The following is a 22564-nucleotide window of genomic DNA, read 5'->3' on the forward strand; positions in this document are numbered from 1 at the left end:
ACCGTGCGCTTCAGCCATCCCGACGGCTCGACCGTCCACCTCGCCTACTGCACCAACGTCCACCCCGCCGAAACCCTCGACGGGGTCGTCGCCCAGCTCGGCGCCCACTGCGAACCGGTCCGCCGCCGTCTGGGCGTCGAACGCCTGGGCATAGGACTGTGGTTGGCCCGCGACGCGGTCCAGGCCCTCACCGCGGACGTGGGCGCACCGGGCAGGCTGCGCACCGAACTCGACCGACGCGGCCTCGAAGTGGTCACCCTCAACGGTTTCCCCTACGAGGGCTTCGGCGCGGAAGAGGTCAAGTACCGGGTCTACCGGCCCGACTGGAGCGATCCGGAGCGGCTCGCATACACCACCGACCTGGCCCGGCTGCTGGCCGCCCTGCTGCCCGACGACGTCACCGAGGGCACCATCTCCACCCTCCCGCTGGCGTGGCGCACCGCCTACGACGAAAACGCCGCACACCGCGCTCACAGCGCGCTGAACGAACTCGCCGGCCGCCTGGACGACCTGTACGAGGCCACCGGACGCCAGATCCGCATCGCCCTGGAACCGGAACCGGGCTGCGTGGTGGAGTCCACCGCCGACGCGCTTGCCCCGCTCGCCGCCCTGCCCGCCCACCGCATCGGCCTGTGCCTGGACACCTGCCACCTCGCCACCGGCTTCGAGGAGCCCGTCGGCGCGCTGGCCGCCCTGGACAGGGCCGGCATCACGGTGTTCAAGACCCAGCTGTCCGCGGCCCTGCACGCAGGCGACCCCCGCGACCCGGACGTACGCGAGGCGCTGGCCGCCTTCGACGAACCGCGCTTCCTGCACCAGACCCGGGCCCGCGTCGACGGGACCCTGCACGGCACCGACGACCTGGGCCAGGCCCTGGCCGAGGGCGCGCTGCCGGACACCGTGCCGTGGCGCGCCCACTTCCACGTCCCGCTGCACGCACCCCCCGCCCCACCGCTGACGTCCACCCTGGACGTGCTGCGCGACGCCCTGAGCGTCCTGCTCGGCGGCCCGCACCCGCGCACCCGCCACCTCGAGGTCGAGACCTACACCTGGCAGGCCCTGCCCGTCGACGCCCGCCCCGCCACCGATGCCGCCCTCGCCGACGGCATCGCCGCCGAACTCCGCCTCGCGGCCGACCTGCTGGCCGACCTCGGACTCAAGGAGCAGCAGTGACCACCAGCCCCACCCCCCTGCTCGTCCTGGACGTGGTGGGCCTGACCCCCGCACTCCTGGACCACATGCCTCATCTCAAGGCGCTGGCCGGGCGTGGTTCACAGGCCGCGCTGGGCACGGTGCTGCCGGCCGTCACCTGCGCCGCGCAGTCCACCTTCCTCACCGGCACGCTCCCGGCGGAGCACGGCATCGTCGGCAACGGCTGGTACTTCCGCGAGCTCGGCGACGTACTGCTGTGGCGGCAGCACAACGGTCTCGTCGCGGGCGACAAGCTGTGGGACGCCGCCCGGCGGGCGTACCCCGGCTACACGGTCGCCAACATCTGCTGGTGGTACGCCATGGGCGCCGACACCGACTACACCGTCACCCCCCGTCCGATCTACTACTCCGACGGCCGCAAGGAACCCGACTGCTACACCCGGCCCCCGGCCCTGCACGACGAACTCACCGAGAAGCTCGGCACCTTCCCCCTCTTCCACTTCTGGGGACCGGGCGCCGACCTGGTCTCCAGCACCTGGATCATCGGTGCGGCCCGCCACCTCAACCGCACCCGCCATCCCGACCTGACCCTGTGCTACATACCCCACCTGGACTACGACCTCCAGCGCTTCGGCCCTCGCGACCCGCGCTCGCTGAAGGCCGCCGCCGACCTCGACACCGAACTGGCTCCGCTGCTGGAGGAGGCGGCGGCGGAGGGCCGTACGGTCGTCGTGCTGTCCGAGTACGGGATCAGCGAGGTGAGCAGGCCCATCGACATCAACCGCGCCCTGCGCCGCGCGGGCCTGCTCGAGGTGCACACCCAGGACGGCATGGAGTACCTCGACCCGATGGCGTCCCCTGCTTTCGCGGTGGCCGATCACCAGCTCGCCCACGTCTACGTGCGCCGACCCGAGGACGTGCCGCGCGTGCGGGAGGTGCTGGAAGAGCTGCCCGGCGTCGGTGAACTCCTCGGCGACGAGGGGAAGAAGAGGCACGGTCTCGACCACCCGCGCTCCGGTGAACTCGTGGCTGTGGCGGAGGCGGATGCCTGGTTCACGTACTACTACTGGCTCGATGACGCGCGGGCCCCCGACTTCGCGCAGCTCGTGGAGATCCACCGTAAGCCCGGATACGACCCGGCCGAGTTGTTCATGGATCCCCTGGACCCGTATGTGCAGGTCAAGGCGGCGGGTGCGCTGGCCCGCAAGAAGCTTGGCATGCGGTACCGGATGGCGGTGGTCCCGCTGGATCCCTCCCCGGTGCGCGGCAGTCACGGCAGGCTTCCGCAGCGTGCCGAGGAGGGGCCTGTCCTGCTGTGTTCACGCCCCGGTGAGGTCGCCGGCTCTCTCGCCGCCACGGAGGTCAAGCCGTTGCTGCTGCGGCTGGCCGGCATCGCCTGACGGCAGAAGCCCGGTGGGGCTGAGGGCATCCGCCGGACATGGAAATCGGCCGCGGCCTCCGCGTCGGCGCTCGTCCTGGGTACCGCACCCGCAGAGGCCGACGGCAACGTCTTCGTGGCCTACAACGCTCTCACCTCGCCGAGCGCGAAGACCGAATTCGCCCAGGACGGCGAGATCCTCACCACCCTGGACATGAAGAGTGACTCCCATGGGGTCGCGGCCCAGTGGCGCTACAACTCGGGTTCTGCCACCCACTCGTACTACAACGGTGGCGGCTACGCGGTCGCGAAGGACTGGAACCTGTCCTTCGCGGAGGGCACCACCTTGCAGATCCGCGCCTGCCTTCAGGACACGTCCAGCGGCGCCCCTTACAGCTGCGGCGGCTGGGAGTACGCCGAGGCCTGACCACCAGCAGACGGCGAAGGGGGCGGGGCACCAGTCACGTGACGCGCGACGCGGACGCGGGAAGGCGCCGCCCTACGCTCATGGGCGGCGCCTTGCTGTCGCCGGGCTACTCGACCTTGGCCCAGTCGAGCGTGCGCTCCACCGCCTTCTTCCAGCCCGCGTATCCTTCCGCGCGCTGGTCGTCGGACCACTGGGGCTCCCAGCGCTTGGACTCCTGCCAGTGGGTGCGCAGCTCGTCGGTGTCGCGCCAGAAGCCGGTGGCCAGACCCGCCGCATAGGCGGCGCCGAGCGCGGTGGTCTCGGCGACGACCGGACGGCTGACCGGTACGCCGAGGACATCGGCTTGGATCTGCATGCACAGATCGTTGGCCGTGACGCCGCCGTCGACCTTGAGCACGTCGAGGTGGACTCCGGAGTCCTGCTCCATGGCCACGACCACGTCGCGGCTCTGGTAGCAGATGGACTCCAGGGTCGCCCGGGCCAGGTGGCCGTTGTCGTTGTAGCGGGCCAGGCCGACGATCGCGCCGCGGGCGTCGGAGCGCCAGTACGGAGCGAACAGACCCGAGAAGGCGGGAACGAAGTACATCCCGCCGTTGTCCTCGACGGTGCGCGCCAGTGTCTCGCTCTCCGCCGCATCGTTGATGATCTTCATCTGGTCGCGCAGCCACTGCACCGCCGAACCGGTGACGGCGATGGAGCCCTCCAGGGCGTAGATCGCCGGGCTGTCGCCGAACTGGTACGCCACGGTGGTGAGCAGACCGTGCTGCGAACGGACCAACTCCGTACCGGTGTTGAGGACCAGGAAGTTGCCCGTGCCGTAGGTGTTCTTGGCCTCGCCCGGCGCGTAGCAGACCTGTCCCACCGTGGCCGCCTGCTGGTCGCCGAGCACCCCGGTGATGGGGATGGCGGCGCGCAGCGGACGGGAGGTGCGGGTCACGCCGAACGCCTCGCGGTGGGAGGACGGTCTGATGCTGGGCAGCATCTGCCGGGGGATGTCGAAGAAGCCCAGCAGCTCGTCGTCCCAGTCGAGGGTCTCCAGGTCCATCAGCATGGTGCGGCTGGCGTTGGTCACGTCGGTGGCGTGGACACCGCCGTCGGGGCCTCCGGTCAGGTTCCACAGAACCCAGGCGTCCGTGTTGCCGAAGAGGGCGTGGCCCTGTTCCGCCGCCGCGCGGACGCCGTCGACGTTCTCCAGAATCCACTGGATCTTGCCGCCGGAGAAGTAGGTCGCCGGGGGCAGGCCCGCCTTGCGGCGGATGACGTCGCCCTGGCCCGAGCGTTCCAGGGCCGCCGCGATGGAGTCGGTGCGGGTGTCCTGCCAGACGATGGCGTTGTAGTAGGGACGTCCGTTGCGCGGGTCCCACACCACGGTGGTCTCCCGCTGGTTGGTGATGCCGATCGCGGCCAGATCCTCGGGGGAGAGATTGCCGTGGCGCAGCGCGTTCTGCATCACCGAGTTGGTGCGCTCCCAGATCTCCACCGGGTCGTGCTCGACCCACCCCGAGCGCGGAAGGATCTGGGCGTGCTCCAGCTGGTGCTTCGCCACCTCGTTGCCGGAGTGGTCGAAGATCATGAATCGGGTGCTGGTGGTGCCTTGGTCCACCGCGCCGACGAAGTCAGCCATGGGTTGCCGCCTCTGCTGTGGGTGTCATTCCTCGGGGGACGGAACTCGGCCGGGAGGCTCCGGCTCCGCCGTCGGCAGGAACCGACCGATGAAGGCCTTGTAGAGACCCGCGCCGAGCAGGCCGCCGACCAGGGGACCGATGATCGGCACCCAGAAGTAGAGATTCCCGTACTGATCTCGCCATGCTGTGCCGTAGCCCGTGAAGAAGCTGGCCAATCGGGGCCCGAAGTCACGCGCCGGATTGATCGCGTAACCCGCGTTGGTGCCCCACGCCATGCCGATGGCCACGACGATCAGACCGACGATGAACGGGGCCAGATTCGCACCCGGCGGCGTGTTCAGCAGGTCCGTGACGGCCAGGATCAGCAGGAGCAGGATGGCGGTGCCGATGACCTGGTCACGGAACGCGCCCCACTCGTGGACCGGCAGGTTCGGATTGCCGTTGGCGGGGAGCGTGGAGAACACGCCCTGCGTCTTGATGGTGTGCCCGGGGTCGGCCTTTGCCAGTGCTTCGGTGTAGTTCCACCGCACGATGAGGGCCGCCACGAAGGCGCCGGCGGTCTGGGCCAGCGCGTAGGGCGCCACCTTGCTCCACGGGAAGCCCTTGAACGCGGCCAGGGAGACCGTCACCGCCGGATTGAGATGGGCGCCGCTCAGTCGCGCCGCGACGTAGACACCCAGAGTGACGCCAAGGCCCCAGGCCCAGGCAATGCTGTCGTGGTTTCCGAGTCCTCCCGCCGGCGTCGTGAGCGCTCCACCGGCGACCACCTGGGCCACCACGCCACAGCCGAAGAGGATGAGAATCATGGTGCCGGCGAACTCGGCCGACAGTTCGCCGACCAACCCCGACCTTTTGAATCGCTCAGCCATGGAAGCCCGCTTCCCGCCGGCACGGAGCCGGCACGTCGACTGCTCGAGCTCTCCCGTACAACAGCATAAGGCGATCATGGACCATGCGCACAGACAGAAAGCCTCCTGAGCTGTCGAGGTGCAGAGGTGAATTCGAAGGAAACCGAAGGATCACCCTTCACCTCGTGTGTCCGGCGTCGCCGAACCTGTCGACGCCGTGCATTCGACATTTCAGCATGCGACTGTCCGCAATTCACGTCCGGATCGAAGTGCGGATCGATCGCATACACCCAGGAGTCCGTCGTGGGCGTGCCTCTCCCCTGGGAATCCAGACGAGCCCTTTCCGCGCGCCGAATTCGATATCGGAAACCCGAGTCATTCCCTCGGCGTCACCTGGGGGCGGCCTTCGGCGGCGCGTCCTGCGGCCTGTCATCAGCACGGGGGACAGCATCATGCCCGCGGCTGTCACCAGGAGGCTTGTGCGCAACATGCACACACACTGCCCGGCGTCCAGGAGTACCGGGTGATCTGGCGCGGCCCCCTGCATCAAGTGCCCTTGGGCGCTCGAGCGGTGTGGCTCGCGGCGAAGGACAGGAGAAGTGCGGCGGTCCGCGGCGGATCCTCCAGGATGGGTGTGTGGCCGACGCCGGGCAGCAACTCGACTTTCGACGTCCGCAGCGGTCCAGTCGGGTGGTCGGTGTCGACATGGCCGGGTTCCGGGTACCCGGCCCGCTCGTCGGCGGCCTGCGCGTGGTTCCGCACCCGGCCGTGGTGCTGATTCTGGAGTTCGGGGCGAGTCCGTCCACCGTGGAGGACGACGCTGGGCGGCGACATCGGGGGAGTCTCGTCGCCGGGCCGGGGTTCGGCTCCGGAGGCGGCGTTCGGGCGTGGGGCGAGAACGTCGAGTGCGTGCAGGTGCGCCTGTCCCCAGCGGTCGCAGGCGCGGTGCTGGGCGCCTGTCCGGCCGATCTGGCCGGTTCCCTGGTGTCCCTGGACGACCTGTGGGGCAGGGAGGCGTCACGGATCCGCGAGCAACTGGGCGAAATCCCCTCGTGGGAGGACCGCTTCGCCTTCACGGACACGTTGCTCACGCGCCGACTCGAGGCGCGGTCGCCGGTGGACCCGGCGGTGGCCTGGGCGTGGAACCGGATCGCCGTCGGCAGGGGTCTCGTCCGGATCGACCACCTGGCGGCCGAACTCGGATGGAGCCGCAAGCGTCTGTGGTCCCGGTTCCACTCTCACATCGGCATTCCACCGAAGGACATCGCTCAGAACAACCGGCGCAAGCGGCACCCGCTCACCATGCCGGTCCTCAGCGTCGCCGGAGCCCACGGACAGGACGAACGGCTCGGCGCCCTCCTCGACCCGGTGGCCGAGCGGCTCGACAGCATCGTCCTGCCCGACTGCGGGCACTACGTTCCCGAGGAGCAGCCCGACGCACTCCTCGATCGGCTCCTCCCTTTCCTCCTCCACTGGTCCGCCCCGGGTCCTCCCTCGGGTCACGGCTCGGGGTGGGCGTCGACGAGTTCGGGCTCCAGCCCGTCGAGCACCTCGGCGTGGCCTCGGCCGACCTCGGCGCGCCAGGCCTCGAAGGCCCAGGCGGTGAGGGCGACGACGGCCAGGCCGAGCAGCCAGCCGCCCACCACGTCGCTGAACCAGTGCACGCCGAGCGCGACCCGGGTGAAGCCCACCCCGAGCACCGACACCACCGCGGCGCACCAGCACAGGGGCCGCCAGGCGCGCGGTACCAAGGGCAGCAGGACCAGCAGCAGGACGGCGAACGACGTGGTGGCCGTCATCGCGTGACCCGAGGGGAAGGAGAATCCCGGAGCGTGCGCCACCGGATCCTCCAGGGACGGCCTGGCCCGCTCGACCACCGTCTTGACCAGGAGCCCGATCAGCCCGCCGGCCACGGCCGTCACGGCGGACCAGGCCGCAAGCCGCCAGGCCCTGCGGTACACCAGCCAGACGGTCAGCAGCGCGACGGCGGTCCGCAGGACGGCCGGGTCCCAGACCCAGTCGGACAGGAAGCGCAGGATGTTGGTCCACGCCGGATGTGTCACGGCCGTGTGGTGCAGTCGCTGAGCGGCGCCCGCGTCCAGACGGCGCAGCGGCCGCCACTGGCCCTCGACGAGGACGAGCAGCAGCGCGAAGGGCACGGCGGCGACGGCGGCGACGACAGCCGCTCCCACCAGCCGGGCGCCGAATCTGCGGTCGGCCGCCCGACGACGCCGGTCTCGAAGGTGCTGGACCGCGGCTCGCACAACCATTCAGACTCCAGGATCGGGTTCGATCGGACCGGACCGCAGGGCCCGCGCGGCCTCCAGCTGCGCGGCGAACGCCATCCCGAGGAAAAGGGCGATGGAGGTCAGATAGGCCCAGAGCAGCAGGGACATGAAGGCGCTGAGCGGTCCGTAGACCGTGTCGAAGGAGCCGCTGATCCCGAGGTACAGGCTCAGCAGCCAGGTCAGCGCCGTCCACAGCACCAGGTACACGGCGGCGCCGAAGGCCAGCCAGGTGTATCCGGGTTGTCTGCGGCGGGGCGCTCGACGGAAGATCACGCTGGCCGAGATGAGCGCGAGCAGCAGCCCGAAGGGCCAGCGCAGTATTTCCCAGGCGGTCTCGGCGCCGCCGTCGAGCCGGTAGACGGTCACCGCCGCGGAGGCCAGGTCGCCGCCGGCCACCATGACGATGAACCCGAGTCCGAGCGGCAGCCCGGCACTGACGGACATCACCAGACCGCGCAGGTACTTCTGCCGGAAGGGGCGGTCGCGCTCGTTCCCGTAGATCCGGTTGGCGCCGCGCTCCACCTGACACATCGCGGTGGTGGTGTTGACCAGGGAGAAGAGCAGACCGAACCAGAGCGCGACCTGCGCGCCGTCGCCCGCCGTGCGGCGGCTGCGGTTCAGCGCGTCGTCGACCACGTCGGCGCTGGGTCCCTCGGCGATCCGGTGGATCGTGAGTTCGGCGATCCGGCCGATGTTCTCGGTGTGCAGCGTGGTGGAGAGCCCGACGAACGCGATGGCCAGCGGGATCACCGACAGGACCGTCTGTAGGGCGAGCGCGCGGGAATGGGTGAAGCCGTCGGCGTACCGGAACCGGACGAAGGAGTCGCGCAGCAGGGCCCAGCGGCCGTAGCGGCGCAGCGACGCCAGCGCCTCGTCGGCGGACAGTTCGTCGCCGGTCATGTCACGGGTCTCGGGGACCTTGGTCGCGGTACCCATGTCACGCACCTCCAGCGGGCAGCAGCACGGTCAGCGCACCCGGCCTGACCTCGGTGGCGAGCCGGCGGCCCGGTGTCACCGGATCGCCGTCGAGCTCTCGGGACTGCGTGGAGTCGAAGGTCAGTTCGGCCCGGCGGAACGTGAAGAACTCCACCGGTACACCGCTTCTGTCGCCGTCCTCCGCCGTGAGGGTGTCCACGGCTGACGGCCGGGGCGCCTTCGCACCGCCGCGCAGCAGCGTCGTCAGCGCACGCGTCCAGCCGCCGACGCCGCGCGGGTCGAGGATCAGCAGATCGAGCAGACCGTCGTCGGGGCGGGCGGCCGGCAGGAGCGTCGTCCCGCCCTGCACGGTCCCGACATTGCCGATGAGCACCATACGGGCGGTGCGGCGCAGGGCGGGCGCGTCGTCGAGCCGGACGGTCAGGCGCATCCGCGGTGTGCGCAGGGTGCCGACGCCGGCCAGCACATAGGCGGGCCAGCCCAGGACGGACTTGGCGCGGTCGTCGGTGTGCTCCATGATCGCGGCGTCGAGACCGGCCCCGGACATGGCGGCGAAGTGGGTGGCGGTGAGGCCGTCACCCTCGACGCGGCCGAGGTCGAGGCGGCGTGGGGCGCCCCGCAGGGCGGCGTCGAGCGCGTCGGTGGGGGACAGCGGCAGGCCGAGGTTGCGGGCCAGCAGATTGCCTGTGCCGCAGGGCACGACGGCCAGCGGCACGCCGCTGCCGGCCAGGGCGTTCGCGGCCGCCCGCACGGTGCCGTCACCGCCGCAGACCACGACCAGCCGCGCGCCGTCCCGGACGGCGCCGGCCGTCTGACCGGTGCCCGGGTCCTCCGCCGTGGTCTCGATGAACACCGGTGCGCGGTGACCGTGCCGTTCCAGGACCCCCCGCAGCGCCGCGCGGTCGGCTTCGCCGGTCACCGTGGGGTTGAAGATCACCGCAGTCCGGCCCGGGCCGGGCGCGCCCGGGCTCGTTCCCTCGCTCGCGAAGGACGGCGCGGAGCTCGCCCCGGCCGGAGCGGTCACGGTCCCGTCGGTGAACAGGGCACGGCCGACGATCAGCAGGGACAGGCTGCCGTTGACCAGCCCGCCCACGACGTCCGTGGGGTGGTGCATGCCCCGGTAGAGGCGGGCGACGGCCACCACCACCGGCACGAGAAGCAGGAGACCGCCCACGATCCGCTGCCACGGCCCACGGAGCCGGGACAGCGCGAGCACGGCCAGTCCGCCGTAGAGCGCGGTGGCCGCCCCGGTGTGGCCGGACGTGTAGCTGGAGGTGGGCGGGGAGGCGTCGAGGCGGTGCACCTCGGGGCGGTGGCGGTCCACCGACTCGGTGATGACCAGGAACACCAGAGACTGGAGCGACACGGCGACGGCGAGGAAAGCCGCCTGACGCCACATCGGCAGACGGGGGATCAGGATCAGGCCCGCGCACGCCAGGACGGTGACGGCGATCACCGTGAGGGTGTTGCCGGCCTCCGACCCGAGGAGCGACAGGGTGGTGAGGGTGCCGGTCCGGGCGTGTTCGAGGCCCTCGTTGACGTCGTCCTCGACCGTCATCGGCCACAGCCCACGGGCGGGCCCGGTGATCAGCAGACCGAGTCCCACCATCAGCGCGCCCTGGCAGACCGTCAGCGCCGCGACACGCGCGGCGGTTCGGCCGGTGCCTCGGGGCAGCGCGAACGAGCGGCTGGTCCGGGCGGCTCCCGGTCGCTCGCCGGGCAGCTCGGCCGGTCTTTCCGGTGCGGCGGTCGGCATCAGGTCTCCCACGGGTCGGCGCGATACGGCGGTGTCGGCCAAAGGCGTTGGGGCCGATGAACCGCCGTCTGCCCCCGATGTCACCGCGCAGACCTGCCACTGGTGGGTGGCTCGACTTCTGTGGAATGTCCACTCGCTGGAACTGTTGATGCCGGTTCGCCCGCCCTTGTGGGAGGGTCAGCGGCCGGTGGTGAGTACCGCGGTGCGCCGGGACCACGAGCCTTCGACGGCGGCGGCCAGCAGGAAGGCGGCGACATCGGCTCGGGAGATCCTGGGCAGGCCGGGCAGGCGGTCGAGCGCGGTGAGGTCGACGGCGCGGACGTCGCCCGTGGCGGGCTTGTCGGTCAGCAGCACCGGGTAGGCCAGCGTCCAGTCCAGACCGGAGGCGGTGAGGATCCGCTCGCCTGCGATCTTGTCGGCGAAGGTCGCCTTGCCACCCGAGTTGTAGAGGAACCGGGCGAACGCGGAGGCTTTGGCCAGGGACTCGCCGACGCCGAACGCCGACATGATCAGCACGCGCTTGGTGCCGGTCTCCTCGGCGGCCCGGACCAGCGCGCGCGTGGAGTCGGCAATCAGGTTCCCGGGGTCTTTGACCTTGCCGAGACCGAGCGTGCTGACCACCGTGTCGGTGCCGCGCATCGCCTGGGCGAGCGCGTGGGCGTCGCGGACGTCTCCCTCCACCACGGTCAGCCGGTCGCCGGGAGCGAGCTTGGAGGCGTCGCGGACGAAGGCGACCACCTCGTGCCCGGCCGCAGTGGCCCGCTCCACGAACAGGGTGCCGGTGGTGCCGGTTGCGCCAAGGACAAGGAATTTCATCGGACAACGTCTCCCATCAGGAGCCCCAGTGGCTCACGCTTACGAAAGTACAGTACTTACTCAAAATAAGCACACGGCCCGTTTAGCATGGGCGCATGAGCCGAGGGACCGAGCGCGTGGCCGGGATGAACGTGTTCGATCCGCAGTGCACGTCGCGGGAGGTGCTGGAGCACGCGACGGGCCGGTGGGGCGGTCTGACCCTCGCCGCCCTGGTCGAAGGTCCCTTGCGGTTCGCCGAGGTGCGTCGCAACGTGTCCGGGGTCTCCGACCGGATGCTGTGGCAGACCCTCCAGCGACTGGAGGACGACGGCCTCGTCACGCGGACGCCGCACCCGACGGTCGCCAGACGGGTCGACTACGAACTCACCGCTCTCGGCCGCCCGATCGCCGAACGCGTCTGCGACCTGATCGATGCGATCTACGAGCAGCTGCCCGGCATCGTCGCCCACCAACGCGCGAGCGGCGCCGGTGCCGCGCCCCCCGCGGAAGACCCATCCGACTGAAGAGGCGCTCACCCAGCTCAAGGCCATCGTCGACGACGAGACGACGTAGCGGGGGAGGTGTTCGTCGTCGACGGCGCCACGCACATCGACCTGTACGACAAGCCGGAGTTCGTGCCGCAGGTGGTCGCGAAGCTGACGGACTTCTCCGCCAAGCACCTCTGACCCCGACGGTTTCGCGAGAGCCGCGGTCCGCCATGCTCGGCGACGCGGCACCGACGTTTGCGGCTGACCCGTCCGGGTCGGTCACGAACGGAGGTCGCGTTCGGGTGACGCGGCGCTGGAAGAGACGTCACGCTGGACTGGCCGGACACGATGTCGACAGGAGGTACAGGGTCCCGTGCAGACATTCAGCCGACTCCGGCTCGGGTCGGCCCCATCGTGGCTGCGTGATCACGATCCCGAGCTGGCGGCCACCCGGCGGGCCGGGCGGACAGCCATCGTGATGCCCGCCCTGTTCGCCCTGTGCAACCAGGTCATCGGCTCGCCGACGATGGCGACCTTCGCCGCGTTCGGTTCGTTCTCGATGCTGCTGCTCGTGGAATTCACCGGGCCGATGGTGCAGCGACTACGGGCACACCTCGGTCTGGCGGTGGCCTGGGCCGCCCTCATCTGCCTGGGGACGCTCGTGGCCGACGAGACCTGGCTCGCGGTCGCCGTCATGGTCGTCATCGGTTTCCTGGTGCTGTTCTCCGGCGTGGTCAGCTCCGTCCTCGCGGGCGCGTCCACCGCGCTGCTGCTGGCCTTCATCCTCCCGGTGACCTCACCCGTCCCGTTCTCCGAGCTTCCCGAGCGGCTCGCGGGAGCGGGCCTCGCGGCAGCCGCCTCCATGCTCGCGATCGCCCTGCTGTGGCCCCGCCCCGCCGCGGACCCGCTCAGCGCACCCGCCGCCCAGGTCTGCCGTGCCGCTGCCGAGCAACTGCGCACCGACGCGTCCCTCCTGGCAGGCGGTCCGGGCGCGCCGAGCACCGGACAGTGCCGGGCCACGGCCGACGAGGCCTCCGCCGCGGCAGCCGACCTGCGCACCGTGTTCGACGCCACCCCCTATCGCCCCACCGGCCTGTCCACCAGCTCGCGCGCCACCGTCCGACTCGTCGACGAACTGACGTGGCTCAGCGGCATCCTGGCCGACAGCGCACCGTCTCCCGACGGCCACCCGGAATGCGACGCCGACGCCCGGTCCGTACGGCGCGCCGCCGCGGCTGTGCTCGATGAGGTGGCCACCCTGCTCGACGCCCCGGGCGGCTCCCCGGACGGGCTGCACTCCGCTTCGGAGAAGCTGCGGACGGCCATGGCCGACATGGAGCGCAACGCCACCACCCGGCTGCCGGTGAACCGGGGCGGAGCCGGCACGCCGTCGCAGGTGCACCCGGTCATCGGCGCCCTGGACCTGTCGTTCCGGGCGCAGGAGCTGGGGTTCGCGACGCTTCAGATCGCCGACAACGTGGACCTGGCCGCGGCGGCCGAACGCCGGAGCTGGTTCGAACGTCTGCTCGGCGGCGAGCCCGGTGCGGGGGCCGCGCCGCTTGCCGCGGCGCGCGAGCGGGCCGCCGCACACCTTCAGCCGCAGTCCGTCTGGCTGCACAACAGCCTGCGCGGAGCGGTCGGTCTCGGTATCGCGGTCGCCCTCGCGAACGTGACGGGCGTCCAGCACTCGTTCTGGGTGCTCCTGGGAACCCTGTCGGTGCTGCGCTCCAACGCTCTCAACACCGGGCAGAACGCGGTGCGCGCCCTGGGCGGCACGGTCGCGGGTTCCATCATCGGCACCGTGCTGTTGCAGCTCATCGGCGACCACGGCACCGTTCTCTGGTTCCTGCTGCCCCTCGCGGTGCTCCTCGCCGGCATCGCCCCCGCCGCCATCTCCTTCGCCGCCGGTCAGGCGTCCTTCACCATCACCCTGGTCATCATGTTCAACATCGGCCAGGATCCCGACTGGCACATCGTGCTCCTGCGGATCCAGGACATCGCGATCGGCTGTGCGGTGAGTCTGCTGGTGGGGCTCTTCTTCTGGCCGCGTGGCGCGACGGCGGCGGTCGACCGTGCGCTGGCCGAGGCGTACCGGGAGAGCGCCCGATATCTGGCGCGCGCGGTGGAGTACGCCGTCGGCCGCTGCGGCACGGAGCCCGTCTCCGCCGATGCCGCGCTGCAAGAACGCCTCGAAGCCGCGGCAGCCGCGCGAAGGCTCGACGACGCCTTCCGCAGCTACCTGGCCGAACGCGGCCCGAAACCGGTACCTCTGGCCGAGATGACCACTCTGGTCACCGGCATCGTGGGGTTGCGCCTGGCGGCGGACGCGGTGCTGGGACTGTGGCAGCGCGCCGGCACGCCGCAGCCCGACCCGAACCGGTCCGGTGCCCGCCTCGTTCTCGTGGGCGCCGTGGGCCGCGTCTCCGGCTGGTACCGGGACCTGGCCGCCGGCCTGGGTCAGGACACCCCCGTCCGGGATCCGCTGCCGCGCAATCCCGTGGCTGAAGGGGAGTTGGTCGAATCCCTCCGCCGCGATCTGAGCGACGAGCACGGACAGGCCACGGACACCGCCGTCCGCATGATCTGGACCGCCGACCACCTTGACGCCGCCCGCCGCCTCCAGCCGAGCCTGGCCGCTGCCGCGGGAGCGGGCAAGCCGTCCTGATCCAGCCCGAACAGCGCCCCCGCCGTCGGACTCGACGCGGCCGGGCCCGCTCCTGCGAGAAGTCCGGCGGCTGTCTCAGCGGCCGAGCAGGCGTGTGCCCGCCTCGTCGTGGTGGTCGCCGGCGGCCGGGGTGAGGTTGTCGAGCTTGGTGAGCTGCTCGGCGCTCAGTTCGATGCCGTCGGCGGCCGTGTTCTCCTCGACGCGTTCGACCCGCTTGGTGCCGGGGATCGGGGCGATGTCGTCGCCCTGGGCCAGCAGCCAGGCCAGGGCCACCTGCGCCGGAGTGGCACCGGCCTCGTCGGCGACGGCCTTGACCTCGTCGGCCAGGCGCAGGTTGCGCTGGAAGTTCTCACCGGTGAAGCGCGGGTTGTTCTTGCGCCAGTCGTCGTCGGCGAAGTCGTCCGTCGAGCGGATCCGACCGGTGAGGAAGCCGTGACCGAGCGGGGAGTAGGGCACGAAGCCGATGCCCAGCTCGCGCAGCACCGGCAGCACCTCCGGCTCCGGGTCACGGGTCCACAGGGAGTACTCGGACTGGAGGGCGGTGATCGGGTGGACGGCGTGGGCACGGCGGATGGTCTCGATCCCCGCCTCGGACAGCCCGATGTGGCGGACCTTGCCCTCCGCGACCAGCTCGGCCAGCGTCCCGACCGTCTCCTCGATGGGCGTGTCCGGGTCGACGCGGTGCTGGTAGTACAGGTCGATGTAGTCGGTGTCGAGGCGCTTCAGGGACCCCTCGACGGCGATACGGATGTTCTGCGGGCTGCTGTCCAGGGCGCCGGCGCCCTGGTCCGTGTGCGACATGACCCCGAACTTCGTCGCCACCACGGCCTGGTCGCGACGCCCCTTGAGGGCCCGGCCCACGAGCTCCTCGTTGGTGTACGGCCCGTAGACCTCGGCGGTGTCGATGAGGGTGACGCCCAGGTCGAGCGCCCGATGGATGGTACGGATCGACTCGGCGTCGTCCGAGCCCGCGCCCGTGTAGGCGTGGGACATCGACATGGCGCCCAGACCGATGCGGGAGACGTCCAGGTCTCCGAGCTTGATGTGCTTCATGTGCCGCTCCCTGTTACTCGGGTGCCGGTCAGGCGAATCGGATCGTCAAGCTGATTGCAGTCTGCTGCGTTCGCTCACCACGAGGGAGACCGCGCTGTGCCGGGGAGTGGTGTTCCAGGGTGTGACAGGGCCCCTGAGAGCCACCGAGCCGGGTCGCGGGAGCGTCGGCGGGTGAAGCCCGCTCGCCGAGCCCGCCCTCGGAGGGAAAGGGGGCCGGCCGCGTACGCTTCACCAGGTCGTCGCCACCGAACGCAGCGCGGTCCACGCTTCGCCGTCGCGGGCGTAGTCCATGGTGAATCGCAGCGGCCAGTCGGCGTGTGTGCCGTAGACCGTGGCCTCGGTGACGATGCGGCCGACGAGGCGGGCCGTGTCGCCCTCCACGTCGACGGTGGCGTTCTTCTCGATCACGCCGTGGTAGACGAACTGGCCTGCTCGCATCTGGGCCAGCCACTCGGCCTTGGGCTGTTGGTACCCGGTGATGTGCGTGAGCGTGAAGCCGTCGTCGAGCAGGTCGTCCAGGGCGTCGGTGTCGCCGTCGGTCATCGCCCGCAGGTGGGCGCGGTAGGCGGCGAGGACCTCGTCGCGGGCGTTCGCGTCCGGGGATGCGGGCATGGTGGCTCCTGTCCTGGTCGGGGTCATTCGGCGGCTTGGCGTCGGGACAGCCGTACTTCTTCGATGTCGAGCTGGCGCTGGACGTGGCGCAGCACGGTGTCGTCGATCTCGTGGTCGTCGCGCAGGCGGACCAACGTGGCGCGTTTGTGGGCGAGGAGGGCCAGCCGCAGGGCGGTGTAGTGCCGGTGATGGCGCAGGACGTCCTCGTCTTCGGTGGCGGTCTCGCCGCCGCCGGCGCGGACGACGAGCAGGTGGGTCTCGTACTCCTGGCGCATGCGTTCGGCGACGGCCGGGTCCGTGGCCAGGTCGTCGACGAGCGTGGGGAGGGCCTTGAGGGCCTCCTCGGTCGCGGTCGTCTCGGCGAGGAAGCGCTCCTCGTCCACCGACGTGTCGTGGGGCAGCCGGGCCCAGCGCACCACGGTCGGCAGCAGCAGCCCCTGTACGACCAGGGTGGTGACGATGACGCCCGAGGTGACGAAGACGATCGTGTCGCGGTCGGGGAAGGGCGCGCCGGAGTCGAGCGTCGTCGGCACCGACAGGGCCACGGCCAGCGAGACCGCGCCCCGGAAGCCGGCGATCGACGTGACCACCCGGGCGCGGTAGTTCATCCGGCGCAGGCGCTGCTGCGGACGGCGGTCCAGCAGACGGATCACATACGGGACGGTGAAGTTGAAGGCGAAGCGCGCGGCGACGACCACGGCGGAGACGGCCGCGACGGCGATGAGGGCGTTGGTGAGGTCGCTGCCGTGCAGTTCGCGTACGGCGGCCTGGGCCTGCAAACCGACGAGGACGAACAGGGAACCGTTGAGCACGAAGGTGGCCAGCGACCAGGCCTCCTCCGCCTGCCGGCGCATCGCGGCCGCGGCGATGCGCGGTCCGGCCTGGCTCATGATCAGCCCGGCGACGACGGCCGCGAGGACGCCGGAGGCGTGGATCAGCTCGGCGAGGAGATAGGCGGTGAAGGGGGTGAGGATCATGGCCACGTTGCCCAGCAGCGGGTCGTCGAAGACCCGCCGCGCCCTGATCACCAGCCATGCGGTCACCGCTCCGGCAGCGGCCCCGCCGACATAGGAGACGGCGAACAGTGCGGTGACGTGGGGGACGGTGAAGTGCTCTTCGCCGACCGTGATGCCGACGGCCAGCCCGAAGAGCACCAGCGCGGTGCCGTCGTTGATGAGGCTCTCGGCGCGCAGCAGGGTGACGTTGCGGCGGGGGAGTGCCTTGGCGAGGACGCCGACGGCGGTCGCGTCGGTGGGGGCCACGGCCGCGCCCAGCACCCAGGCCGGTCCCCAGGCCAGGCCCAGCTCGTGTGCCACGGCCGCCACGGCTCCGGCGGTGCCGATGACCAGCACGGTGCTCATCAGGATGATGCCGCGCAGATCCCGGCGGATCTCCCGCAGGGAGGTGGTCAGGCTCTCCCAGTACAGCAGCACCGGCAGGAAGATGAGCAGGACCGCCTCCGGCGGCAGTTCCACCTCGCGCAGCGCGGGCACGAAGCCGAGCAGTGCGCCGAAGACCAGCAGCACGACGGGCGGGGCGATTCGGTAGCGGTCACCGGCGGCGTTGCCCAGGAGCACCGCCACGCCGAGGACCACGACGAGTTCGAGGCCGATCACAGCATGGCTCCCCGCCGGGTCAGGAGACGGATGACCGACTGCGCGACCTCGTGGGGACCGGGATCGCGGCACTCGACCGTGGCCGTGGCGAGGGGCTCGCCGGGCGATGTGTCGGCGTGGGCGTTGACAGGGAACATCGGCCTTCTCCCGCGGCGGTCAGCGCGGCAGGAGCCGCATGGTCGTCGAGCCCGCGGTGGAGCTCGTGATGCGCTGGATGGTGTTGGCGGAGTAGCGGCCGTACTTGGTGCGGTAGGCGGCGTCGACCGCTTGGTTGATCTCGCCGTCGACGTCCTCGAACGCCACGTCCTTCTCGACCCCGCCGGCCTCGACACGGCCCTCGTGGCGGGCTCGGGTGCCGCGGAACCAGGCTGAGGTGGGGCCGTTCACGGAGCGGACGTAGATGTCGTCGTCCACGCGCACGACCCAGATGGTGCGCCGACCGCCCAGCTCGCCGTCGGGGCGCCGGGAGGCGACCTCCAGTTCCTCGGCCGATCCGACCCGGTCGAGTTCGTCGTCGGTCCAGGGGGCAGTGGTGGTCATCCGCTCATCTCCTCGCTTCCAGGGTGGCTGTCTCTGCGGAACGGGCTCGAACAGGTCGGGGCACGCCTCGACTCGACCGCCGAGGTCGGAGAGCGTGGGGGCCGGGAGTCCGGGAGACGGAGAAGCGGACTCCCGTGGGTGAAGAGGATCTTCAACGAGCATCGAGCCTGGTCACTGTTCTCGCATCACGGCCGACCGTGCCATGCCGGGCGTCGGCGTTCCAGGGTGTGACACGGCCCCCCACGCCGCTGTCGGCGTACCCTCGCCGCCCCGGCCTTCCCTCGGCGGCACCCCGTACGAGGGCCCTCGGGGGCGCGGCTCCTCGTACGGGGTGGTCTCGGGGGACACGGCCGTGGGTCAGGCCAGCGTCGAGGTGTCGATCACGAAGCGATAGCGTACGTCGGAGGCGAGGACGCGCTCGTAGGCCTCGTTGATCTTCTCGGCGGGGATGACCTCGACCTCGGAGCCGATGCCGTGCTCGGCGCAGAAGTCGAGCATCTCCTGGGTCTCACGGATGCCGCCGATCAGCGAACCGGCGTACGAGCGGCCGCGCAGGATCAGCGAGAACACGTTGAGCGACAGCGGCTCGGCGGGAGCGCCCACGTTGACCAGGGTGCCGTTCACGGCCAGCAGGCCGAGGTAGGCGTCCAGGTCGAGCTTGGCGCTGACCGTGTTGACGATGAGGTCGAAGGTGCCGGCCAGCTGCTCGAAGGTGGCCGGGTCGCCGGTGGCGTGGTAGTGGTCGGCGCCCAGGCGCAGGCCGTCGTCCATCTTCTTCAGCGACTGCGACAGGACGGTGACCTCGGCGCCCATGGCGTGCGCGAGCCTGACGGCCATGTGCCCCAGGCCGCCCAGGCCGATGACGGCGACCTTCTTGCCGGGGCCCGCGCCCCAGCGGCGCAGCGGCGAGTAGGTGGTGATGCCCGCGCACAGCAGCGGGGCCGCCTCGTCGAGGTCGATCCCCTCGGGGATGCGGACGACGAAGTCCTCGGTGACCACGACATGGGTGGAGTAGCCGCCCTGGGTGATCGTGCCGTCCTTGTCGACGCCGCCGTAGGTGAGGGTGTTGCCCTTCAGGCAGTACTGCTCCTCGCCCTTCAGACACGACTCGCACTCGCGGCAGGACTCGACCATGCAGCCGACACCGACCCGGTCGCCGACGGCGAACCTGGCGACCTCGGAACCGACCTCGGTGACGATGCCGGCGATCTCGTGGCCGGGCACGATCGGATAGACCTGCTCGCCCCACTCGCTGCGGGCATGGCTGATGTCGGAATGGCAGATGCCGCAGTACTTGATCTCGATGAGCACGTCGTGCGGGCCGACGTCACGGCGCTCGACGGTGGTCGGGGTGAGGGGTTCGGTGGCGGCCGTGGCGGCGTACGCGTGGACGGTGAGCATGGGTTTCTCCGGTCTGGTGGTTCTGGTGGAGCTGCTGTTGGTCTCGTGTGTGTGGGGGTGTGCTCAGCGGGGTTCGAGCCGCATCGTGGTGGAGCTCGCCTCGGGGCTGGTGATGGCCTTGATGATGTACGCGGCGTAATGCCCGTACTTGGTCCGGTAGGCGGTGTCCACGGCGTCGTTGACCTCGTCGTCGGCGTCGATGATCGTGACGTCCTTGCCGACTCCGCCGGCCCGGATACGGCCTTCCTGGCGGGCCCGGGTGCCGCGGTACCAGTCCGAGCCGGGGCCGTTGACGGAGCGGACGTAGATGCCGTCGCCGACCCGGACCACCCAGATCGTTCGCCGGCTGCCCAGCTCGCCGTCGCGTCGCAGGGACGCGATCTCCAGTTCCTCCGCGTGTTCGATGCTGTCGAGCTCCTGGCTCGTCCAGGCCGATGTCGAGGTCATGAGGTCTTCTCCTTGACGAGTACGGATGCCACCGCGGTCAGGACCACGAGCAGCGCGGCGATCAGCAGGCTGGTGCGCAGCCCGTGCAGGAAGTGCTGGTGGTTGGAGACCAGGGCGCCGAAGACGGCCACGGACAGGGCGCCACCGAGCTGGCGGGAGGCGTTCAGTACGCCGCTCGCGGTGCCGGCGCGCTGGGCCGGGACCCGGTCGAGAAGCAGAGAGGTCACCGCCGGTACGGCCAGGCCGCCGCCGGTTCCTACCGGGATCATCAGCAGGACCAGCAGCCAGGCGGGCGCCGACGCCGGCGGAACGCAGAGCGCCACCAGGCCCGCGGCCATCAGGAGCTGCCCGGTGACGATCGGCATCCGCGGCCCGAACTTCGCGGCGAGCCGGGCGGCGGTCGGGCTGACGACCGCGGTCAGCAGCGTCATCGGCAGGAACGCCAACCCGGTGGCCATCGGCGACAGGTCCTGCTCCTGCTGGAGGTACAGGCCGAGCAGGAAGATCATGCCGTAGAAGCCGACGTTGAGCGCGAAGCCCACGGTCGCCGAGAGAGCCATGGTCCGGGCGCGCAGGAGCTCCAGCGGCACCATCGGGTTCCGGCCACGCGCCTGGGACGTCAGGAAGACCACCGCCGCCACCACGGCCACCGCCAGGGCGAGCAGCACACGCGGCGCACCCACGCCGACGGCGCCGGCCTCGATGGCCGCGTACGTCAGGCCGCCCATCGCCGCCACCGCCGCGATCTGCCCGGTCCAGTCGAACGGGGCGTCGCCCTGGCGGGGCGAGCGGGCGGTCCGGGCGAGCAGGAACAGCGCCAGCACACCCACCGGAAGGTTGACGAAGAAGATCATCCGCCAGCTGAGCTCACTCAGCACGCCACCCAGCACCGGCCCGGCCGCGGCGCCCACCGAGCCGCCCATCGCCCACACCGAGATGGCCCGGGCACGCCCGGCCGGGTCGGGGAACGCCTCGCGGATCAGCGCCAGCGAGGCCGGCACGATCACCGCGGCGCCCGCACCCTGCACCAGCCGCGCCACGACCAGCACACCCAGGTTCGGTGCGAAACCGCAGGCCGCCGAGGCGACGGTGAACACCACGAGCCCCGCCCCGAACGCCTGCCGGGCACCGATCCGGTCGGTCACCGACCCCGCGGACAGCAGCAGCGCGGCGAACATCAGCGTGTAGCCGTCCACCACCCACTGCAAGCCCGTCATACCGCCGCCGAAGCCGCGCCCGATCTCGGGCAGCGCGACGTTGACGATCAGGGCGTCGAGCGTCATCACGAAGAAGCCGAGCAGCGCGGCGGCCAGCGCCCAACGGGCACCGTTCCCGGTGCCGGGCCGCCCGGCGGCGGTATCGGTCGGCGACGACGACCTGTCCGATGCGACAGAACTGGACACAGGTGAATCTCCTGATGAGGGAACGGGTTCTCGTACGGAATGAGTGCTTCAACCGCCGTCCAGCCTGCGCGCCGGACGCGTCGCGTGGCAGGCCGAGCTGTGCCGGGGAGCGCTGTTCGGGGGTGCGACAGGGCCCCCCAGCCCAGCGCATGGATCCGTCCCGCCCGGCCTGCCACACTGGCCCCATGGCACGTGAGCAGCGCAACGGCAGCGACGGCACCGAACTGGGGCGCTTCCTGCGCGCCCACCGCACCCGGGTGACACCCGAGCAGGTCGGTCTCAAGGCAGGCCCCGGCCTGCGGCGCACGCCCGGGCTGCGCCGTGAGGAGCTGGCCACGCTCGCCGGCGTGAGCATCGACTACTACACGCGCCTGGAACGCGGCAAGGAGGCCCACCCCAGCCCGTCCGTCGTCGACGCGCTCGCCCGTGTCCTGCTGCTGGACGAGCACGCGCACGAGCACTTGCGGGACCTCGCCGTGTGCGCCGCCCGCCCCGCCGCCTCCGGGCCCCCGACGGCGCCCACCTCGTCGGTGGGACCCGGGATCAAGTTGCTGCTGGAGAGCCTGCGGCCCAACCCCGCGGTCGTGGTGAGCCGCACCATGGACCTGCTCGCCTGGAACCCGGGCGGGCTGCGGCTGTTCGTGGGCATGGAGCAGTGGCCGGTCGAGAAGCGCAACGTCGCACGCTGGGTGTTCCTCAACCCCGGCGCCCGCACGGTCTTCGAGCACTGGGACGAGCAGATCCGCGCGTGCGTGGGGCGTCTGCGCGCCCTGGCCGGCACCGACCCGGATGCCCCGGACCTCGTCGGGCTCGTCGAGGAACTACTCGCCGAGAGCCCGGAGTTCGTACAGCTGTGGGACCGCTACGACGTACGGTCGCACACCCACGGCAGCAAGACCTTCCACCTTCCGGACGTCGGCGAACTCACCCTCGCCTACCAGTCCATGCAGCTGGAAGGTGCCCCGGGCCACCGGCTGGTCGCCCACTACGCGACCCCCGGCACCCCCGACCACGACAAGATGGTCCTCCTCGACATGGCCGCCACCGAACCGGACCTGAAGCCCGCGGAAGAGAAGGGGAACTGACGGCGGCGGCCGTCGCCGCTTCGGCCGGCCGGCTCAGCGGCGGCTGAAC

20 protein-coding genes and 2 pseudogenes are annotated in these 22564 nt (G+C 71.1%); 7 read left to right on the forward strand and 15 right to left on the reverse strand.

Annotation, left to right across the window (positions count from 1 at the left end):
• Positions 1–3 precede the first annotated feature (3 nt).
• The 3 genes from eboE to G9272_RS42370 all read left to right on the forward strand — a co-directional run bounded on the left by eboE (position 4) and on the right by G9272_RS42370 (position 2957).
• Positions 4–1173 carry a metabolite traffic protein EboE gene (eboE, locus tag G9272_RS42360; RefSeq protein ID WP_171401502.1) on the forward strand — a complete coding sequence of 390 codons (1170 nt, stop codon included), beginning with the start codon at positions 4–6 and terminating at the stop codon, positions 1171–1173.
• Positions 1170–2552 carry a nucleotide pyrophosphatase/phosphodiesterase family protein gene (locus G9272_RS42365; RefSeq protein WP_171401503.1) on the forward strand — a complete coding sequence of 461 codons (1383 nt, stop codon included), beginning with the start codon at positions 1170–1172 and terminating at the stop codon, positions 2550–2552. The genes eboE and G9272_RS42365 overlap by 4 nt, the downstream gene beginning before the upstream one ends.
• 114 nt (positions 2553–2666) lie before the next feature.
• Positions 2667–2957 (forward strand): hypothetical protein, encoded by a 291-nt coding sequence (locus G9272_RS42370; protein ID WP_171401504.1) that lies wholly within the window; start codon positions 2667–2669, stop codon positions 2955–2957.
• 106 nt (positions 2958–3063) lie between these two features.
• Here G9272_RS42370 and glpK read toward each other — a convergent pair whose 3' ends face one another.
• From glpK to G9272_RS42385, 3 genes and pseudogenes are all read right to left on the reverse strand, one after another.
• A complete protein-coding gene (glpK, locus tag G9272_RS42375) occupies positions 3064–4581 on the reverse strand; it encodes a glycerol kinase GlpK (protein WP_171401505.1) in 1518 nt (505 codons plus the stop codon).
• 24 nt (positions 4582–4605) lie between these two features.
• Positions 4606–5451, reverse strand: coding sequence for an MIP/aquaporin family protein (locus G9272_RS42380; protein WP_171401506.1), 846 nt, complete (start codon positions 5449–5451; stop codon positions 4606–4608).
• A 525-nt stretch (positions 5452–5976) separates the two neighbouring features.
• Positions 5977–6099, reverse strand: a pseudogene (locus tag G9272_RS42385) (alpha/beta hydrolase); the annotation flags it as partial.
• Between the two features lie 36 nt (positions 6100–6135).
• Between G9272_RS42385 and G9272_RS45665 the strand changes: the two are divergent.
• Positions 6136–6690 (forward strand): annotated as a pseudogene (locus G9272_RS45665) (AraC family transcriptional regulator); the annotation flags it as partial.
• Between the two features lie 239 nt (positions 6691–6929).
• On the opposite strand, the gene G9272_RS42395 reads toward G9272_RS45665, so the two are convergent.
• The 4 genes from G9272_RS42395 to G9272_RS42410 form a co-directional block, all read right to left on the reverse strand.
• Positions 6930–7700 carry a phosphatase PAP2 family protein gene (locus tag G9272_RS42395; protein WP_171401508.1) on the reverse strand — a complete coding sequence of 257 codons (771 nt, stop codon included), beginning with the start codon at positions 7698–7700 and terminating at the stop codon, positions 6930–6932.
• The gene (locus tag G9272_RS42400) at positions 7701–8654 is read right to left on the reverse strand and encodes a YihY/virulence factor BrkB family protein (RefSeq protein ID WP_171401509.1); all 954 of its coding nucleotides are present in this window, start codon (positions 8652–8654) and stop codon (positions 7701–7703) included. It lies immediately after the preceding gene.
• 1 nt (position 8655) lies between these two features.
• Positions 8656–10410, reverse strand: coding sequence for a diacylglycerol kinase family protein (locus G9272_RS42405; RefSeq protein ID WP_171401510.1), 1755 nt, complete (start codon positions 10408–10410; stop codon positions 8656–8658).
• Between the two features lie 177 nt (positions 10411–10587).
• On the reverse strand, positions 10588–11226 hold the full coding sequence (locus G9272_RS42410) for an NAD(P)-dependent oxidoreductase (RefSeq protein WP_171401511.1): 639 nt from the start codon (positions 11224–11226) through the stop codon (positions 10588–10590).
• A 95-nt stretch (positions 11227–11321) separates the two neighbouring features.
• Here G9272_RS42410 and G9272_RS42415 point away from each other — a divergent pair, with 95 nt between their 5' ends.
• Entirely contained in the window at positions 11322–11729 is a 408-nt protein-coding gene (locus G9272_RS42415) for a winged helix-turn-helix transcriptional regulator (RefSeq protein WP_171401512.1), read from the forward strand.
• A 337-nt stretch (positions 11730–12066) separates the two neighbouring features.
• The gene (locus G9272_RS42425; RefSeq protein WP_171401513.1) at positions 12067–14358 is read left to right on the forward strand and encodes an FUSC family protein; all 2292 of its coding nucleotides are present in this window, start codon (positions 12067–12069) and stop codon (positions 14356–14358) included.
• Positions 14359–14433: 75 nt separating this feature from the next.
• Here G9272_RS42425 and G9272_RS42430 read toward each other — a convergent pair whose 3' ends face one another.
• From G9272_RS42430 to G9272_RS42465, 8 genes are all read right to left on the reverse strand, one after another.
• Complete coding sequence (locus tag G9272_RS42430) at positions 14434–15411, reverse strand: aldo/keto reductase (protein ID WP_171401514.1); 978 nt, start codon at positions 15409–15411, stop codon at positions 14434–14436.
• Positions 15412–15639: 228 nt separating this feature from the next.
• Positions 15640–16023 (reverse strand): nuclear transport factor 2 family protein, encoded by a 384-nt coding sequence (locus G9272_RS42435; RefSeq protein ID WP_171401515.1) that lies wholly within the window; start codon positions 16021–16023, stop codon positions 15640–15642.
• A 23-nt stretch (positions 16024–16046) separates the two neighbouring features.
• Positions 16047–17639 carry a Na+/H+ antiporter gene (locus G9272_RS42440; RefSeq protein WP_171401516.1) on the reverse strand — a complete coding sequence of 531 codons (1593 nt, stop codon included), beginning with the start codon at positions 17637–17639 and terminating at the stop codon, positions 16047–16049.
• Positions 17636–17776: a hypothetical protein gene (locus G9272_RS42445; protein ID WP_171401517.1), complete on the reverse strand. Its 141-nt coding sequence runs from the start codon at positions 17774–17776 to the stop codon at positions 17636–17638. Before G9272_RS42445 ends, G9272_RS42440 begins: the two co-directional genes overlap by 4 nt.
• A gap of 19 nt (positions 17777–17795) precedes the next feature.
• Positions 17796–18179 (reverse strand): DUF2255 family protein, encoded by a 384-nt coding sequence (locus G9272_RS42450; RefSeq protein WP_171401518.1) that lies wholly within the window; start codon positions 18177–18179, stop codon positions 17796–17798.
• A 357-nt stretch (positions 18180–18536) separates the two neighbouring features.
• A complete protein-coding gene (locus G9272_RS42455; protein WP_171401519.1) occupies positions 18537–19580 on the reverse strand; it encodes an NAD(P)-dependent alcohol dehydrogenase in 1044 nt (347 codons plus the stop codon).
• Between the two features lie 63 nt (positions 19581–19643).
• Entirely contained in the window at positions 19644–20027 is a 384-nt protein-coding gene (locus tag G9272_RS42460) for a DUF2255 family protein (protein WP_171401520.1), read from the reverse strand.
• Positions 20024–21430: an MFS transporter gene (locus tag G9272_RS42465; protein WP_171401521.1), complete on the reverse strand. Its 1407-nt coding sequence runs from the start codon at positions 21428–21430 to the stop codon at positions 20024–20026. The genes G9272_RS42460 and G9272_RS42465 overlap by 4 nt, the downstream gene beginning before the upstream one ends.
• A gap of 185 nt (positions 21431–21615) precedes the next feature.
• Here G9272_RS42465 and G9272_RS42470 point away from each other — a divergent pair, with 185 nt between their 5' ends.
• Positions 21616–22515: a helix-turn-helix transcriptional regulator gene (locus tag G9272_RS42470; RefSeq protein WP_171401522.1), complete on the forward strand. Its 900-nt coding sequence runs from the start codon at positions 21616–21618 to the stop codon at positions 22513–22515.
• The last annotated feature ends 49 nt before the right edge of the window (positions 22516–22564 follow it).

Source organism: Streptomyces asoensis (genome assembly GCF_013085465.1).
In the GTDB taxonomy this organism is placed as follows: Bacteria; Actinomycetota; Actinomycetes; order Streptomycetales; family Streptomycetaceae; genus Streptomyces; species Streptomyces cacaoi_A.

Bases quoted from the DNA above. Each gene is read 5' to 3' on its own strand.
- G9272_RS42435 (WP_171401515.1), bottom strand. From the start codon at position 16,023: ATGCCCGCATCCCCGGACGCGAACGCCCGCGACGAGGTCCTCGCCGCC.
- G9272_RS42455 (WP_171401519.1), bottom strand. From the start codon at position 19,580: ATGCTCACCGTCCACGCGTACGCCGCCACGGCCGCCACCGAACCCCTC.
- G9272_RS42410 (WP_171401511.1), bottom strand. From the start codon at position 11,226: ATGAAATTCCTTGTCCTTGGCGCAACCGGCACCACCGGCACCCTGTTC.
- G9272_RS42445 (WP_171401517.1), bottom strand. From the start codon at position 17,776: ATGTTCCCTGTCAACGCCCACGCCGACACATCGCCCGGCGAGCCCCTC.
- G9272_RS42395 (WP_171401508.1), bottom strand. From the start codon at position 7,700: ATGGTTGTGCGAGCCGCGGTCCAGCACCTTCGAGACCGGCGTCGTCGG.
- G9272_RS42430 (WP_171401514.1), bottom strand. From the start codon at position 15,411: ATGAAGCACATCAAGCTCGGAGACCTGGACGTCTCCCGCATCGGTCTG.
- glpK (WP_171401505.1), bottom strand. From the start codon at position 4,581: ATGGCTGACTTCGTCGGCGCGGTGGACCAAGGCACCACCAGCACCCGA.
- G9272_RS42470 (WP_171401522.1), top strand. From the start codon at position 21,616: ATGGCACGTGAGCAGCGCAACGGCAGCGACGGCACCGAACTGGGGCGC.
- G9272_RS42450 (WP_171401518.1), bottom strand. From the start codon at position 18,179: ATGACCACCACTGCCCCCTGGACCGACGACGAACTCGACCGGGTCGGA.
- G9272_RS42405 (WP_171401510.1), bottom strand. From the start codon at position 10,410: ATGCCGACCGCCGCACCGGAAAGACCGGCCGAGCTGCCCGGCGAGCGA.
- G9272_RS42460 (WP_171401520.1), bottom strand. From the start codon at position 20,027: ATGACCTCGACATCGGCCTGGACGAGCCAGGAGCTCGACAGCATCGAA.
- G9272_RS42415 (WP_171401512.1), top strand. From the start codon at position 11,322: ATGAGCCGAGGGACCGAGCGCGTGGCCGGGATGAACGTGTTCGATCCG.
- G9272_RS42400 (WP_171401509.1), bottom strand. From the start codon at position 8,654: ATGGGTACCGCGACCAAGGTCCCCGAGACCCGTGACATGACCGGCGAC.
- G9272_RS42380 (WP_171401506.1), bottom strand. From the start codon at position 5,451: ATGGCTGAGCGATTCAAAAGGTCGGGGTTGGTCGGCGAACTGTCGGCC.